This is a genomic window from Streptomyces sp. NPDC090032 (genome assembly GCF_044748025.1).
In the GTDB taxonomy this organism is placed as follows: Bacteria; Actinomycetota; Actinomycetes; order Streptomycetales; family Streptomycetaceae; genus Streptomyces.
Genome location: NZ_JBIVFF010000004.1, coordinates 133,690 through 147,903, shown reverse-complemented (window position 1 = coordinate 147,903; position 14,214 = coordinate 133,690). Strand labels below are relative to the sequence as shown.

At 70.7% G+C, this 14,214-nt stretch carries 15 protein-coding genes; 7 read left to right on the top strand and 8 right to left on the bottom strand.

Going from position 1 to position 14,214, the window contains the following annotated elements; all coding sequences use genetic code 11:
* Window positions 1-7 precede the first annotated feature (7 nt).
* On the bottom strand, window positions 8-784 hold the full coding sequence (locus ACIPWY_RS10535; protein WP_401532765.1) for an RDD family protein: 777 nt from the start codon (window positions 782-784) through the stop codon (window positions 8-10).
* Window positions 785-883: 99 nt separating this feature from the next.
* Complete coding sequence (locus ACIPWY_RS10530) at window positions 884-2,509, bottom strand: RDD family protein (RefSeq protein ID WP_401532763.1); 1,626 nt, start codon at window positions 2,507-2,509, stop codon at window positions 884-886.
* Window positions 2,510-2,730: 221 nt separating this feature from the next.
* Between ACIPWY_RS10530 and ACIPWY_RS10525 the strand changes: the two genes are divergently transcribed.
* Window positions 2,731-3,210, top strand: a complete 480-nt coding sequence (locus ACIPWY_RS10525; RefSeq protein WP_362906235.1) for an SsgA family sporulation/cell division regulator — start codon at window positions 2,731-2,733, stop codon at window positions 3,208-3,210.
* Between the two features lie 61 nt (window positions 3,211-3,271).
* On the opposite strand, the gene ACIPWY_RS10520 is transcribed toward ACIPWY_RS10525, so the two are convergent.
* Entirely contained in the window at window positions 3,272-4,642 is a 1,371-nt protein-coding gene (locus ACIPWY_RS10520) for an FAD-linked oxidase C-terminal domain-containing protein (protein WP_362906237.1), read from the bottom strand.
* Window positions 4,643-4,750: 108 nt separating this feature from the next.
* Between ACIPWY_RS10520 and ACIPWY_RS10515 the strand changes: the two genes are divergently transcribed.
* Complete coding sequence (locus ACIPWY_RS10515) at window positions 4,751-6,427, top strand: tetratricopeptide repeat protein (protein ID WP_401532760.1); 1,677 nt, start codon at window positions 4,751-4,753, stop codon at window positions 6,425-6,427.
* A gap of 58 nt (window positions 6,428-6,485) precedes the next feature.
* On the opposite strand, the gene nthA is transcribed toward ACIPWY_RS10515, so the two are convergent.
* The 4 genes from nthA to hppD form a co-directional block, all read right to left on the bottom strand.
* Complete coding sequence (gene nthA / locus ACIPWY_RS10510) at window positions 6,486-7,073, bottom strand: nitrile hydratase subunit alpha (RefSeq protein WP_393704565.1); 588 nt, start codon at window positions 7,071-7,073, stop codon at window positions 6,486-6,488.
* Complete coding sequence (locus ACIPWY_RS10505; RefSeq protein ID WP_362906242.1) at window positions 7,073-7,348, bottom strand: SH3-like domain-containing protein; 276 nt, start codon at window positions 7,346-7,348, stop codon at window positions 7,073-7,075. The genes nthA and ACIPWY_RS10505 overlap by 1 nt, the downstream gene beginning before the upstream one ends.
* Window positions 7,341-7,625 (bottom strand): hypothetical protein, encoded by a 285-nt coding sequence (locus ACIPWY_RS10500; RefSeq protein WP_401532757.1) that lies wholly within the window; start codon window positions 7,623-7,625, stop codon window positions 7,341-7,343. The genes ACIPWY_RS10505 and ACIPWY_RS10500 overlap by 8 nt, the downstream gene beginning before the upstream one ends.
* Window positions 7,626-7,692: 67 nt before the next feature.
* Window positions 7,693-8,847, bottom strand: a complete 1,155-nt coding sequence (gene hppD / locus ACIPWY_RS10495) for a 4-hydroxyphenylpyruvate dioxygenase (RefSeq protein ID WP_393704569.1) — start codon at window positions 8,845-8,847, stop codon at window positions 7,693-7,695.
* A gap of 121 nt (window positions 8,848-8,968) precedes the next feature.
* Here hppD and ACIPWY_RS10490 point away from each other — a divergent pair, with 121 nt between their 5' ends.
* The 5 genes from ACIPWY_RS10490 (at window position 8,969) to ACIPWY_RS10470 (ending at window position 13,335) form a co-directional block, all read left to right on the top strand.
* Window positions 8,969-9,439 carry an Lrp/AsnC family transcriptional regulator gene (locus ACIPWY_RS10490; RefSeq protein WP_362906246.1) on the top strand — a complete coding sequence of 157 codons (471 nt, stop codon included), beginning with the start codon at window positions 8,969-8,971 and terminating at the stop codon, window positions 9,437-9,439.
* Window positions 9,440-9,568: 129 nt separating this feature from the next.
* A complete protein-coding gene (locus ACIPWY_RS10485; RefSeq protein ID WP_362906248.1) occupies window positions 9,569-10,216 on the top strand; it encodes an ABC transporter permease in 648 nt (215 codons plus the stop codon).
* Between the two features lie 88 nt (window positions 10,217-10,304).
* Window positions 10,305-11,510, top strand: coding sequence for a betaine/proline/choline family ABC transporter ATP-binding protein (locus ACIPWY_RS10480; protein WP_362906432.1), 1,206 nt, complete (start codon window positions 10,305-10,307; stop codon window positions 11,508-11,510).
* A complete protein-coding gene (locus ACIPWY_RS10475) occupies window positions 11,507-12,370 on the top strand; it encodes an ABC transporter permease (RefSeq protein WP_393704572.1) in 864 nt (287 codons plus the stop codon). Before ACIPWY_RS10480 ends, ACIPWY_RS10475 begins: the two co-directional genes overlap by 4 nt.
* Complete coding sequence (locus ACIPWY_RS10470) at window positions 12,367-13,335, top strand: glycine betaine ABC transporter substrate-binding protein (protein WP_362906252.1); 969 nt, start codon at window positions 12,367-12,369, stop codon at window positions 13,333-13,335. The genes ACIPWY_RS10475 and ACIPWY_RS10470 overlap by 4 nt, the downstream gene beginning before the upstream one ends.
* Window positions 13,336-13,368: 33 nt before the next feature.
* Here the strand turns inward: ACIPWY_RS10470 and ACIPWY_RS10465 are convergent, their stop codons facing one another.
* Window positions 13,369-14,112: a S16 family serine protease gene (locus ACIPWY_RS10465; RefSeq protein ID WP_393704574.1), complete on the bottom strand. Its 744-nt coding sequence runs from the start codon at window positions 14,110-14,112 to the stop codon at window positions 13,369-13,371.
* Between the last annotated feature and the right edge of the window lie 102 nt (window positions 14,113-14,214).

Sequence of the window (14,214 nt, the reverse complement as noted above, 5' to 3'; positions counted from 1 at the left end):
CGTCCGCTCAGCCGGTGCTGACCACCACCGTCTTCGCGGCCTTGTCGTGCAGGCCCTGCTTGTAGGGCTTGTCGAAGAAGCTCCAGCCACCGCAGATCGCCGTCCAGATGCAGGCGCAGCAGAACACCGCCGGCAGCCACAGGACCGCGGCGCGCACCAGGTTGGTCTGGATGCTGGGCGTGGCCCCGTCGTTGAGGTTCGCCACGCGCAGCTTGAGCAGCCGCTTGCCCAGGGTCTGGCCGGTCTTCGCGGTCATGAAGGTGTCGTACCCGATGTAGAGGACGGCGGCGAGGACGGACTGGCCGAACTGCCTGCCGTACTGGATCTTGTCGGGGTTCGTCTGGTACTCGGCGACCCCGAACGCCCAGGACAGCAGGCCCACGACGATGCTGACCAGGATGATGTCGATGATCCGCGCGAGCACGCGCTTGCCGCTGTCCGCCAGGGGCGGCATCCCGGCCAGCGGGTCACCCCCGTAGGGGCCACCGCCGTAGGGGTCACCGCCGTAGGGGTCACCTCCACCGCCACCGCCGTACGGGGGTGGCGGGGGGCCGCCGGGCGGGGGCGGCGCGGAGTCGTACGGGTTCCCCGACCCCGGGGGGTTCTGCGGGTTCTCGGGGTTCTGCGGGTTCTGGGGGCCCTGGGGGTTCTGCGGAGTCCCGTACGGGTCCTGCTGCGGGCCGTCGTACGGTGAGCCACCGCCGCCATGGGACGGCGGCGGCTTCCTGAACGGATCGTCTTCCGGGGGCTGGCCTGATCCGGGGGGCGGCGGTTCGGTGCTCATGGCCCGAGTCGACCCCGAACCCCCCGATTCCGCATCCGGCGAGCCGCCGTCCGGAGTACGGCGGCTCCCCCAGGTGACGGCCGGGCCGGACGGCCGTGGTCAGCCCGCGACGAACGTACGGGCCGCCTTGTCGTGCCAGCACTGGCGCCACGGCCGGTCGAACAGGCACCACAGCACGCCGACGACCCCGATGGCCAGCAGGCCGGTCACGCTGTACACCAGCCAGCGCCGCAGCGCCGCGCCGAACATCGGCGCCGCGTGCTCCTCGATGTCCCGCACCTGGAGCCCGCACACCTTCTTGCCCAGGGTGCGGCCCCACTTGGCGGTCGGCAGGGCCTCGTAGAGGACTCCGGCGACGAGGAGTACGGCGAGGACGATGCCGAGGTAGGTACCGGTCGTGCCGTCCAGCAGCCAGACCGTGGCCTGCCGACCCGACGCCTTCGCGGCATCGATCTTCCCGTCGATGTGGTCGACGGCCTTGGTGCCGAGCGGGACGGCCACCACCGCGGTGACCGCGCCGAGCACCACCGAGTCGATGAGCCGGGCGGCGAGACGCTTGCCGAGCCCGGCGGGCCGCGCCGACGCCTGCGCCTGGGCTGCCGCCAGGAACGGGTCGCTGGCCACGGGCTTCCACGGCGTGACGGGGCCGTCGGGCTGCGCGGGTTCGCCTGCGGCGGCCTGAGCGGACTGACCCGGCTGACCGGACTGACCGGGCTGGGCGAGCTGGTGCACCTGCTGCGCCCAGGACGGCGAACCACCGCCGGGGCCGGTGGTCATGGGGGTGGCGGAGGCGGCAGCGGCCTGGGGCGCGGGGGCCTGGGGCTGGAGGGGTGAGGCTTGCGGGGCGTGCGCCTGGTGGGGCGTGGGCTGGTGGGCCGGACCCTGGGGGGCGAAGCCCTCTTGGGGCTGGGGCTGGGGCTGGGGCTGGAAGCCGGGCCGGGGCTGGGGGTTGGCCTGCTGGGGATTGGCCTGTTGGGGCGCCTGCGGGTGCTGGGCCTGCGCATGCTGCCCCTGAACCTGCTGACCCTGAACCTGCTGGCCTCCCTGCGCATGCTGCCCCTGCGCCGGTCCCTGCGTCACGGGCCCTTGCTGCACCGGTCCCTGCTGCCCCGGTCCTTGCTGCCCCGGTCCTTGCTGCCCTGGCCCCTGCTGCCCTGGCCCCTGCTGCCCCGGCACCTGCGGTGCGGACAGCGCTCGCATCGTCATCGTGCCCTCGGGGCGGTCCAGGGGCGGGGTCGGGCGGCGGAACGTTACGGTCCCGTCCCTGGGCGGCATCGCGGGCTCCGGCTGTGCGGGGCGGCCCGGGGCCGCGCCGTCCGGGTGCTCCTCCTGCTGCGGGGCGGGCACGCGCGGGTCGGCGCCCCAGGACACGCGGCGGTCCTGCTCGCCGCCGAAGCCGGTCTGGCGGGACGCGTCCGCCTGCCAGGCCGTGGCGGGTTCGGGTGCCGCGGGTTCGTCCGAGTACCGCTCCGGCTCCTCGTCGAGAAAGACCGGGCCGGTCTCCTCCACGGATGCGGGCGCAGGCAAGGGGGCGGGCTCGGGGGCGGGGGCCGGGGTCACCCCGGCGGGGGCGGCGAGGGGTTCGCCGTCGGACGGGGCCGGGCGGCTCGTGCCGGGCACCCACGCGGCACCGTTCCAGTACCGGACATATCCGGGAATGGACGGGTCGGGGTAGTACCCGTCGCGGGGCCTGTCGTCGCCGGGGGCCGGAGTTGGGGCGCTCATGTCCGTCGTCCCGTATCTGCTCGGGGGTTTTGTTGGGGGTCCACATCTATCAGACCACCGCCCACCATCGGGCGGGTCCGTCCGTACGGACCACTTTCCGGGGACACCGGAAAAACTTTCCGGAACTCGCGTAATGCTCCGCGCCCTTCGCCCTCTCTCCTTGCACGGGCCCGCTCTCGCGGGCTCGCGCACGGCCCGTACGAGGAGAGGAAACACACGACATGCACACCGTGGTGGAACGCGAACTCGAGCTGAGGCTCGTCCTGTCGCCCGAACGCAGCATCCCCGTCCCTGCCAGGCTCACCTACCGGACCGAGGACCCGTACGCCGTCCACATCGCCTTTCACATCAGCTCCGAGCACCCGGTCAACTGGACGTTCGCGCGCGAGCTGCTGGTGGAGGGGGTGTTCCGGCCGTGCGGGCACGGGGACGTGCGGGTGTGGCCGACGAAGGTCGACGGCCGCAGCGTCGTCCTCATGGCGCTGAGTTCACCGGACGGCGACGCGCTCCTGGAGGCGCCCGCCGCCGCAGTGTCCGCGTGGCTGGAGCGGACGCTGCGGGTGGTTCCTCCGGGCTCTGAGTCCGAGCGGCTCGGCATCGACGACGGCCTCGCCGAGCTGCTCGCTCCCACCCCGGGCCGCGCCGACGAGCTGTGGCTGCGCGACCCGTGGCCCTCGGACGAGTCCGTGGACGGTGAGTGAGCCCGCGTCCCACGGGGGTGGATGCGAGGAACGGACACAGAAGTACGGGCAAGGGCGGGCGTCAGAAGAGTTTGCCCGGGTTGAGCAGGCCGAGCGGGTCGAAGGCCGCCTTGACGGCGCGCTGCATCTCGACGCCGACCGGGCCGAGTTCGCGCGCGAGCCACTCCTTCTTGAGGACGCCGACGCCGTGTTCGCCGGTGATGGTCCCGCCGAGTTCGAGGCCGAGCGCCATGATCTCGTCGAAGGACTCGCGGGCCCGCCGGCCCTCGTCGGCGTCCTGGGCGTCGAAGCAGACGGTGGGGTGCGTGTTGCCGTCGCCCGCGTGGCAACAGACGCCGATCGTGAGGCCGTACTTCTCGGCGATACGGTCGACGCCGTCCAGCATCTCGGCGAGCCGGGAGCGCGGCACGCACACGTCGTCGATCATCGTCGTGCCCTTGACGGCTTCGAGCGCGGTGAGGGAGAGGCGCCGGGCCTGGAGCAGGAGTTCGGACTCGGCCGCGTCCTCGGCGGGGACGACCTGGGTCGCGCCCGCCGCCTCGCACAGCGCGCCGACGGCGGCGAGGTCGGCGGCCGGGTCCAGGGTGTCGAAGGCCGCCAGGAGCAGCGCCTCCGTGGTTTCGGGCAGCCCCATGTTCGCCATCGCGTTGACGGCCTTGACCGTCGTACGGTCCATGAGTTCGAGCAGCGACGGGACGTGACCGCCCTCCATGATCTTGCAGACCGCGTCGCAGGCGGCGTCCGTGGACGCGAATTCGGCGGCCAGGACCAGCTGCTGCGGCGGCTCGGGCCTGAGCGCGAGCGTGGCCCGGACGACGATGCCGAGGCTGCCCTCGGAGCCGACGAAGAGCCGTGTGAGGTCGTAGCCCGCGACGCCCTTGGCCGTGCGGCGTCCCGTGGACAGGAGGCGGCCGTCGGCGAGGACGACGTCGAGCCCGAGGACGTACTCCGCCGTCACTCCGTACTTCACGCAGCACAGGCCGCCCGATGCCGTGCCGATGTTCCCGCCGATGGTGCACATTTCCCAACTGGACGGGTCCGGCGGGTAGTAGAGGCCCTTTTCGTTGACGGCGCGGGAGAGCGTGGCGTTGATGACGCCCGGCTCGACGACCGCGATCCTGTCGACGGTGTTGATCTCCAGGATGCGGTCCATCTTGACCAGGGACAGCACGACGCAGCCCTCGGACGCGTTCGCCGCGCCGGACAGGCCCGTGCGGGCGCCCTGCGGAACGACGGGGACGCGTAGCTCCGTGGCCGTGCGCATCACGTGCTGGACCTGCTCGACGGTGCGGGGCAGCACCACGACGGCGGGCTCGCCCGCGTCGCAGAAGCTGGCCATGTCGTTGGCGTACGAGGCCGTGACGTCGGGGTCGGTGAGGACCGCCCCGGCCGGCAGGCCTTCCTGAAGTCGTTCGACGAGTGTGCGGCTCATGATCACAGCGTGGCACTCGGGGCCATCGGTGTGAACCCGTCTGCGGCGGCCTTCACCTGCCGGGATGTTGCCGTGATGTGATCTTCATATGGGCGCACAGTGTGGGCCATGGAGATCGAGGAGCGCGAAGCGGAACGGCAGGATCCGACCACTGGCACCGAGCCGGGGCGCCGGCTGTCCCCGCTGGTGAAGCACATGCTGATCAGCGCCGTCGCGGGGTCCGTGGCGCTCACCGGCGCCCTGCTGGTGCTCCCCTCCTCGCCGGAGCTCCCCGCGCCGCCCGCCGCGGGGCCCGAAGGGCAAGCGATGAGCGCCGCGGCCGTGGGCTCCACGTCGCTGCCCGAGCTGACGGGCCTCATCGGGGAGAGCGAGTCGTATCTGCGGAGCCATCCGCGTGACGGCCTGTCCTGGGCGGTGCTCGGGTCCGCCTACGTGGAGCGGGGGCTGCGGGCGGCCGACTCGGCGTACTACCCGAAGGCGGAGAGTGCCCTGCTGACCTCGCTGAAGACCCGGCCCGCCGGGAACGTGGACGCCCTGAACGGCCTCGTCGCGCTCGCCAACGCGCGGCACGACTACCGCACCGCGAAGAAGTGGGGCGAGGCGGCCGTGAAACTGGCGCCGAAGCGGTGGACGACGTATCCGCTCCTCATCGGCACATACGGCCGGCTCGGTGACTACAAGGCCGTGGACCGGACCCTGCAGACCCTGACCAAGCTGCGGTCGGGAGCGGACGTGCTGGTGCTGGAGGGGCAGGTCTATCAGGACCGCGGCTGGCGTGAGGACGCGAACGCGACGCTGTCCGACGCGGCGGTGCTCGCCTCGACGCCGTCCGAGCAGGCCGCGTGTCTGCACCAGCTGGGTGAGCTGGCATGGGAGCGGGGCGAGGCCGCACAGGCCCTGAACTACTTCAACCAGGCTCTCGCGGCCGACCCCGACCACGACGCGTCACTCGCCGGGAGGGGCCGTGCCCTGACGTCGCTGGGCCGTACGACGGAGGCGGTCCAGGCGTACCGGAGCGTGCTCACCGAGCAGCCGCGGCCCGAATACGCCCTGGAACTGGGCGAGTTGTACGAGTCGATCGGGTTCGGCGACGCGGCGAAGGCACAGTACGGCCTGCTGCGGAAGCGAGTGGAGGCGGACAGGGCGAACGGGGTCGACGACTCGCTCCTCATCGGCCGGTTCGAGGCGGACCACGGGGACCCGCGGGCGGCCGTGACCCTGCTGCGGGCCGAGTGGAAGCGGGCGCCGAGCGTGCAGACCGCGGACGCGCTCGGCTGGGCGCTGCACAGGTCGGGCGCCGACAAGGAGGCGATGACGTACGCGAAGCGGGCGACGGACCCGGCGCACGGGGGAGGCGGCGTCAGTGCGCTGTTCACCTACCACCGGGGCGAGGTGGAACGGGGGTTGAAGCTGGACGGGGCCGCCCGCCGGCACATCGGCGAGGCCCTGCGCATCAACCCGGCGTTCTCGCCGGTCCTGGCCCCGGCCGCGAAGAAGGCGCTGGCCGCGCTGGGCCAGCCGCGGGCCGGCGGAGCCGAGAAGGCGCGGGGGACGGCGGCGAACACGGCACCGGCTCCGCGCCCGCACGCGGCGCCCCGGAGCTCAGCCCCCAAGCGCCCCGCAACCCGGCGCCCGGCGAGCAAGAGCCCCGTGAAGCGCCCGGCCGCCCCCGTCGCGCCGCCCAAGTCCGCGGCTCCGGCCAAGCCTCTGGCAGCCCCGACCCCGGACCCGGCGAAGCCGTCGTCCCGGCCGGCCCCTCAGGCGCCCAAGTCCCCAGGCGCGTAGCCCCGGCCGCCCCCTCAGGCACACCCGGCCAATGCGCGCCCGGCTGACTCACATCCGGTCAGATCACGCCCGTCCCGATGAGCCCGTTCCGCGTGATCAGGGACGCCAGTTCCGCCTCGCTCAGGCGGTCCGTTCCCGCGGGGCGCCTCGGCAGGACCATGTACCTCGTCTCCGCGCTGGAGTCCCAGACCGTGATGCCCACGGACTCCGGGAGCGTCACGCCGAACTCGGCGAGGACGCCGCGCGGGTCCCGTACGACGCGGGAGCGGTACGCCTCGCTCTTGTACCAGCCGGGTGAGGGCCCGAGCAGGCGCAGGGGGTAGCAGGAGCACAGCGTGCAGACGACGACGTTGTGGGTGTCGGCGGTGTTCTCGACGACGCGCAGCCGCTGCTTCTGAACTCCCCCGGCGGCGAAGCCCAGTTCACCCACCGCCGAGGCGCCGTCGGCCAGGAGCCGCTCGCGGTAGGCCGGGTCGGTCCACGCGCGGGCCACGACCTTCGCGCCGTTCACGGGCGAGGCGCCCGACAGGAACCCGTCGATGACCTCGTCGACGGTGTCGCCCCCGACGATGCCCCGCTCCTCCAACAGGCTTTCCAGGCGTCGTACTTGACGGGAGATCGCCGCGTCCTCGTGCGTACCGGACATCACTCGGCCTCCCTCAGATAGCTCTCCGACAGGTCGAGTACGACGTGGTGGTCGCCCTCGCCCCACAGCTCGCGCGCCGCGAACCGGACCGCGTAGATCATCTCGACGGGGGCGTCGTCCCGCCCCTGCGCGCGCACGTCGGCGAGCGGCGCCCGGCCCTCCGGCTCGACCACGACACCGAGCTTGCCGCGGGCGTACCGCGGCAGGCGCGTGTGGTGCGGCGGGTCGTGCGGGTACGTGCGGACGCGGGCGCCGGCCGCGAACCGGTCAGTCATCGCGCAGCGCCCCTTCCTCGATGACGCCCTTGCGTTCGAGGAGCGTGCGGATCGCGTGGAACCACCGCTCGTAGTACGAGGCCGCGAGGTACTCGCCCGGCGGCATCGTCTCGATGGCGTCCCTGAACTCGTCGAGGTTGAAGACCCCTTTGACGAGGAGCGCACGCTGGAGGGCGAAGACGCGCGCCTCCCAGTCCGCGTGAAGGGGCTCGGCGTCGTCGCTGGTGTCGATGGCGCCGAACCCTGTCATGCCGCCCACGTCATTGATTCTGGCCATACGACCAGCCTAGGACGTGCGTCTACGGAGTGCCCCTAGGAGATTGACGTGTACCTACGGAGTACCCCTAGAGATTTCCGCGCTTGTCCTGCTCGCGCTCGATCGCCTCGAAGAGCGCCTTGAAGTTGCCCTTCCCGAAGCCCATCGAGCCGTGCCGCTCGATCATCTCGAAGAAGACGGTCGGCTTGTCCTGGACCGGCTTGGTGAAGATCTGCAGCAGGTAGCCGTCCTCGTCGCGGTCGACGAGGATCTTCTGCTCGCGCAGCGTCTCGACGGGCACGCGCGTCTCGCCCGCCCACTCGCCGAGGGTGTCGTAGTACGAGTCGGGGGTGTCGAGGAACTGGACGCCCGCGGCGCGCATGGTGCGTACGGACTCGACGATGTCGTTCGTGGCGAGCGCGATGTGCTGGACGCCCGCGCCGCCGTAGAACTCCAGGTACTCGTCGATCTGGGACTTCTTCTTGGCGATGGCGGGCTCGTTGATCGGGAACTTGACCTTGAGCGTGCCGTCGGCGACGACCTTCGACATCAGCGCCGAATACTCGGTCGCGATGTCGTCGCCCACGAACTCCTTCATGTTCGTGAAGCCCATGACCTTGTTGTAGAACGCCACCCACTCGTTCATCCGGCCGAGCTCGACGTTGCCGACGCAGTGGTCGATGGCCTGGAAGGTGCGCTTGGCGGGGGGCGCGACGATCGGCTCGGCGGCCGCGAAGCCGGGCAGGTACGGGCCGTCGTACCCGGTGCGCTCCACGAGAGTGTGGCGGGTCTTGCCGTACGTGGCGATCGCGGCGCGCACGACGACGCCGTGCTCGTCCTTGGACTCGTACGGCTCCGTGATGCCGCGGGCGCCGTGCTCGACGGCGTACGCGTACGCGGCGCGGGCGTCCGGGACCTCGATGGCGAGGTCGACGACGCCGTCGCCGTGCTCGGCCACATGGTCGGCGAGGAAGCGGCCCCAGTCGGTGGAGACCTTGATGACGGAGGTGAACACGAAGCGGGCGGAGCCGTTCGTGAGCACGTAGGAGGCCGTCTCGCGGCTGCCGTTCTCCGGGCCCGAGTAGGCCACGAGCTTCATGCCGAAGGCGGTCGAGTAGTAGTGGGCGGCCTGTTTGGCGTTGCCCACGGCGAAGACGACCGCGTCCATTCCCTTCACCGGGAAGGGGTCGGCCTCGCGCGCGGTGTCCGGGGTGGTCTGGATGTTCGCAGAAGTAGCTGCCATGGCCCGAGGCTCCCTCCCAACCACAAGGTGCGCAATAGTTTGCGATTCCAGTGGTCAATCTGCTCAGTGGATCGCCAATATGGTCGGGCGATCTGTACAGGATGACCACCGGGAGGCCCGTATGGCGATCGATCATCTGGACGGACGGCTGATCCTGCTGCTCGCGCGCGAGCCCCGCATCGGGGTCCTCGAGGCGTCCCGGCGCCTGGGCGTCGCGCGCGGCACCGTGCAGGCGCGCCTCGACCGGCTTCAGTCGAACGGAGTCATCCGCGGCTTCGGGCCTCAGGTCGACCCGGCGGCCCTGGGCTATCCGGTCACGGCGTTCGCCACGCTCCAGATCCGACAGGGCCAAGGCCCCGACGTCAGGGCGCACTTGACGACCGTCCCCGAGGTCCTCGAACTCCACACGACGACCGGCAGCGGCGACATGCTGTGCCGCCTCGTAGCCCGCTCGAACGCCGATCTCCAGCGGGTGATCGACCGGGTCGTGGGTTTTGATGGCATCGTCCGGGCTTCCACCGCGATCGTCATGGAGAACCCCGTTCCGCTGCGGATCATCCCGCTCGTGGAGCAGGCCTCGTCAGACACCTGACGCGCGCGTCCTCGACGTTCACGGAGCCGCCCGGACGAGGTGAGTGCCGGCGCTGCGTCTCCCGGGGACAACCCCGGACCACCGGCTGAAGCCGTCCGGACGACAGCCCGGCGCAAGGAGGTGAGGCCAGTGAACTTCTGGGAGTACATCGTCACCCGCCATCAGCAGCTGCTGGCGGATGCCTACCAGCAGGCCAGCCTCGTCTTCCAGTGCATGGTCGTGGCGACCCTCGCCGGCGTCCTCATCGGCGTCCTCACCTACCGCAGCGAGTGGGCGGGCAACTTCGCCACCTTGGCGACCTCTACCATCCTGACGATCCCCTCGCTCGCCATGATCGGTCTGCTGATCCCGATCGTCGGCCTCGGTGTCCCACCCACCGTCATCGCGCTGACGCTGTACGGGCTGCTGCCCATCGTGCGGAACTCGATCGTGGGCCTGCGGGGCGTGGACCCGTCCCTGATCGACGCGGCGCGGGGCATCGGCATGTCCCGCATGGCCCGGCTCGCCAAGGTGGAGCTGCCGCTGGCGTGGCCGCCGATCCTCACCGGGATCCGGGTCTCCACCCAGATGCTGATGGGCATCGCCGCCATCGCCGCCTACGCGTCGGGCCCCGGTCTCGGTAACGAGATCTTCCGCGGCATCGCGTCCCTCGGCAGCAAGAACGCACTGAACCAGGTGCTCGCGGGCACGGTCGGCATCATCATCCTCGCGCTCCTCTTCGACGCCGCGTACGTCCTCATCGGCCGCCTGACCATCCCGAGGGGGATCCGTGTCTGAATCCGTGCCCGAGAGCCCCACGGCCGCCACGGCGACGGCCACCGCCGACCCCGGCACGGGGCAGCCCGGCTCCACGACCGGGGCGACGATCGAGCTGGAGAACCTCACCAAGCGCTACCCGGGGTCCACCGCCCCGGCCGTCGACAACGTCAGCCTGGAGATCAAGGCGGGCGAGACCGTCATCTTCGTAGGACCGTCGGGCGGCGGTAAAACCACGCTCCTCAAGATGATCAACCGGCTCATCGAACCGACCAGCGGCCGCATCAGGATCGGCGGCGAGGACGTCACGGACATGGACCCGGTGAAGCTGCGCCGCAAGATCGGCTACGCGATCCAGTCCTCCGGGCTCTTCCCGCACATGACGGTCGCCCAGAACATCGCCCTCGTGCCGAAGATGATCGGCTGGCCCAAGTCGAAGATCAAGGCGCGCATCGAGGAGATGCTGGACCTGGTCGGCCTCGACCCGGGCGAGTTCCGCGGCCGCTATCCGCGCCAGCTCTCCGGCGGCCAGCAGCAACGCGTGGGCGTGGCACGGGCGTTGGCGGCCGACCCTCCCGTGCTCCTGATGGACGAGCCGTTCGGCGCCGTCGACCCGATCACCCGCGACCACCTCCAGGACGAGCTGATCCGCCTCCAGCGCGAGCTGCACAAGACGATCGTCTTCGTCACCCACGACTTCGACGAGGCGATCAAGATCGGCGACCGCATCGTGGTCCTGCGCGAGCGCTCGCACATCGCCCAGTTCGACACCCCCGAGGCCATCCTCACCAACCCCGTCGACGACTTCGTGTCCGGCTTCGTCGGCGCGGGCGCCGCCCTCAAGCGCCTCAACCTCACCCGCGTACGGGACGTGGAGGTCACCGACTACCCGACCGTGCAGGTCGACGACCCCCTCCAGACCATCTTCGACAAGCTGCGCGACGCGGGCACCAACGAACTGCTCCTGCTCGACAAGCGGCGCCGCCCCTACAAGTGGCTGCGGCGCGGCGACCTGATGCGCGCCAAGGGGTCACTGGCCCGCGCGGGCACCCTCGTGCACGACACGGTGACACGGGACGCGACCCTGCGCGACGCGCTCGAAGCGGTCCTGACCGACAACGCGGGACGCGTCGCGGTCACCGGGCGGCGCGGCGAGTACGAGGGCGTCGTCGACATGGAGACGCTGATGAACTCCGTACACGAACTCCTGGACGCCGACCGGCTCGAGGCCGTGGAGCACCAGCACGAGCTGGAGGACCTGCGCGCCGCGCAGACCCACCAGGAGCAGGAAGGCGAGGGGGGACCGAAGGCGTGAACACCCCCAAGTCGCCTCCGGAGGAGCGTCCGGAGGGCGAGCACGAGGTCAAGGGCGTCGCCTTCCGTGACGAGGGCGAGGCCGAGCAGGAGGCGCCGCCACCACCGCAGGCCCGCGAGAAGCGCCGGATCTCCTGGCAGAAGCTCACGTTCCTGCCGGTCGTGATTGCAGCCGTGCTGCTGGCCACCTGGATCTGGTTCCAGCAGGCCACCCTGGACACGATCTCCGAGAACGCGATCTCGGGCGGTCAGGTGTGGAAGCTCCTCAAGCAGCACATCTACCTCACGGTGGTCTCCACGTTCTTCGTGCTGATCATCGCGATCCCGCTCGGCATCCTGCTGACCCGCAAGGCCTTCCGCAAAGCGACCCCGGTCGCCCTCGCCTTCGCCAACATGGGCCAGGCGACCCCCGCGATCGGCCTGCTCGCCCTGCTGGTGATCTGGCTGGGCATCGGCCGGCGGTCGGCCCTGATCGGCATCATCATCTACGCGATCCTGCCCGTGCTCTCCAACACCATCGCCGGACTGAAGGCCAACGACCCCACGCTCCTCGAATCGGCGCGCGGCATCGGCATGTCACCGTTCGGCGTCCTCACCAAGGTCGAACTGCCGCTGGCCGTACCGCTGATCCTCGCGGGCGTGCGCACCGCGCTCGTCCTGAACGTCGGCACGGCGACCCTCGCCACGTTCGGCGGCGGTGGCGGTCTCGGCGTACTGATCACCACCGGCATCACCAACCAGCGCATGCCGGTCCTGGTGCTCGGCTCGATCCTGACGGTCGCGCTGGCCCTCCTCGTGGACTGGCTGGCCTCGCTCGCCGAACTCCTCCTGCGCCCGCGCGGGCTGGAGGTGCGGTCATGAGGCGTACGTACCGTGCGGCGGCGGCAGCGGGCCTGGTCGCGTCCCTGCTCGCCGGCTGCGGACTGACCAGCGGCAGCCCGATGGTCGACGAAGTGAAGCCGGGCTCGGTCGGAAAGGGCGAGCCGCTCGACGGCGCCAGCATCACCGTCACGTCCAAGGAGTTCACCGAACAGCTGATCCTCGGCGCGATGATGGGCATCGCCTTCAAGGCGGCCGGCGCCGACGTCCTCGACCGGACCGGCATCCAGGGCTCCATCGGCGCCCGTGAGGCCATCAAGAGCGGTGACGCGGACGGGATGTACGAGTACACGGGCACGGCCTGGATCACCTACCTCGGCCACTCCCACCCCATCCCCGACCCGCAGGCCCAGTGGCAGGCCGTCCACGACGCCGACCTCAAGAACGGCATCACCTGGCTGCCGCCGTCCGCGCTCAACAACACGTACGCGCTGGCCATGAACGAGGCCAACTTCAAGAAGTACGGCACGAAGACGCTCTCGGACGTCGCCGCGCTCGCCAGGAAGAACCCCAAGGCCGTCACGCTGTGCGTGGAGAGCGAGTTCGCCAACCGCGCGGACGGGCTGCCCGGCATGGAGAAGGCGTACGGCATGAAGATCCCCACCGGGAACGTCACGCAGATGGACACCGGGATCATCTACACGCAGGCCGCGAAGGGCACGTGCACGTTCGGCGAGGTCTTCACGACCGACGGCCGCATCAAGGCGATGAACCTCAGGGTGATGGCGGACGACAAGCACTTCTTCCCGAACTACAACGCGGCCCCGGAGATGAACACCAAGTCCCTGAAGAAGTATCCGGCGATGGCGAAGGTCATCGAGCCGATCACGAAGAAGCTCAACAACACGGTCGCGCAGGAACTGAACGCGAAGGTGGACGTCGACGGCCAGGACCCGCACGACGTGGCGAAGGACTGGCTGGTGAAGGAGGGCTTCGTGACGGAGTGAGCCGGACCTGGGGCCAACAGGCGGGTCCTGGGTCTAACAGCTGGGGACCTTGCTCGCCTCGCCCTTGTCCAGGGCCGTCAGCGCGGACACCGCGCCCCGCAGCGTCGTCACGGGGATCAGCCGCATGCCCTTGGGCGCGTCGGCTTTGGCGTCGCCGCACTCCGCCCTCGGCACCAGGAACACCTTCGCGCCGTCGCGCCAGGCCGCCTGCGTCTTGAGCGACACCCCGCCGACCGCGCCGACCTTCCCGCCGGAGGTGATCGTCCCCGTACCGGCGATGGAACGGCCACCCGTGAGATCGCCCCCGCTGCCGTTGCCGTCCAGCTTGTCGACGATGCCCAGCGAGAAGAAGAGCCCCGCGCTCGGCCCGCCGACGTCACCGAGCTGAAGGTCCACCTTCACCTCGCCCGGATCCTTGCCCAGAAAGCCGAGCGCCGCCGCGGTCGCGGAGTCCTGCGACTTCTTCATCTCACCGAGGTTGTGCTGCTCGATCTCCTTGGTGGAGTCGCCCGACGGATATACGGAGTCGCGGGGCATGACCGCACGGTCCGTACGGAACCAGCTGTCGACGACGTCACCCAGACCCACCTCCGCACCGGGCCCCGTAGCCACGATCGTCACCATGCGCAGCTTCCCCGTGGTGTCCCGGGTGGGCGCCCCGGAGATCTCGATGACGGGCTTCCCCTTCGAGTCCCCGAGCACATCGGTGGTCGGCCCCGGCTGCGCGATGGCGAACGGCAACGGCGCGAACCCCGCCACACCGAGCAGAGCCACCACAGGCAAAGCACAAACGGCAAGGGCCTTGGGCCGAGAAATCCGAGAGAGAAGCACGAGCCCAATCTAACGCGAGCCCCACGCGCCCCAACTCCGGCGGGGGCA

Excerpts from the sequence above, each read along its gene's own strand:
- ACIPWY_RS10535 (WP_401532765.1), bottom strand. The coding sequence starts at position 784 with ATGAGCACCGAACCGCCGCCCCCCGGATCAGGCCAGCCCCCGGAAGAC.
- ACIPWY_RS10530 (WP_401532763.1), bottom strand. The coding sequence starts at position 2,509 with ATGAGCGCCCCAACTCCGGCCCCCGGCGACGACAGGCCCCGCGACGGG.
- ACIPWY_RS10525 (WP_362906235.1), top strand. The coding sequence starts at position 2,731 with ATGCACACCGTGGTGGAACGCGAACTCGAGCTGAGGCTCGTCCTGTCG.
- ACIPWY_RS10520 (WP_362906237.1), bottom strand. The coding sequence starts at position 4,642 with ATGAGCCGCACACTCGTCGAACGACTTCAGGAAGGCCTGCCGGCCGGG.
- ACIPWY_RS10515 (WP_401532760.1), top strand. The coding sequence starts at position 4,751 with ATGGAGATCGAGGAGCGCGAAGCGGAACGGCAGGATCCGACCACTGGC.
- nthA (WP_393704565.1), bottom strand. The coding sequence starts at position 7,073 with ATGTCCGGTACGCACGAGGACGCGGCGATCTCCCGTCAAGTACGACGC.
- ACIPWY_RS10505 (WP_362906242.1), bottom strand. The coding sequence starts at position 7,348 with ATGACTGACCGGTTCGCGGCCGGCGCCCGCGTCCGCACGTACCCGCAC.
- ACIPWY_RS10500 (WP_401532757.1), bottom strand. The coding sequence starts at position 7,625 with ATGGCCAGAATCAATGACGTGGGCGGCATGACAGGGTTCGGCGCCATC.
- hppD (WP_393704569.1), bottom strand. The coding sequence starts at position 8,847 with ATGGCAGCTACTTCTGCGAACATCCAGACCACCCCGGACACCGCGCGC.
- ACIPWY_RS10490 (WP_362906246.1), top strand. The coding sequence starts at position 8,969 with ATGGCGATCGATCATCTGGACGGACGGCTGATCCTGCTGCTCGCGCGC.
- ACIPWY_RS10470 (WP_362906252.1), top strand. The coding sequence starts at position 12,367 with ATGAGGCGTACGTACCGTGCGGCGGCGGCAGCGGGCCTGGTCGCGTCC.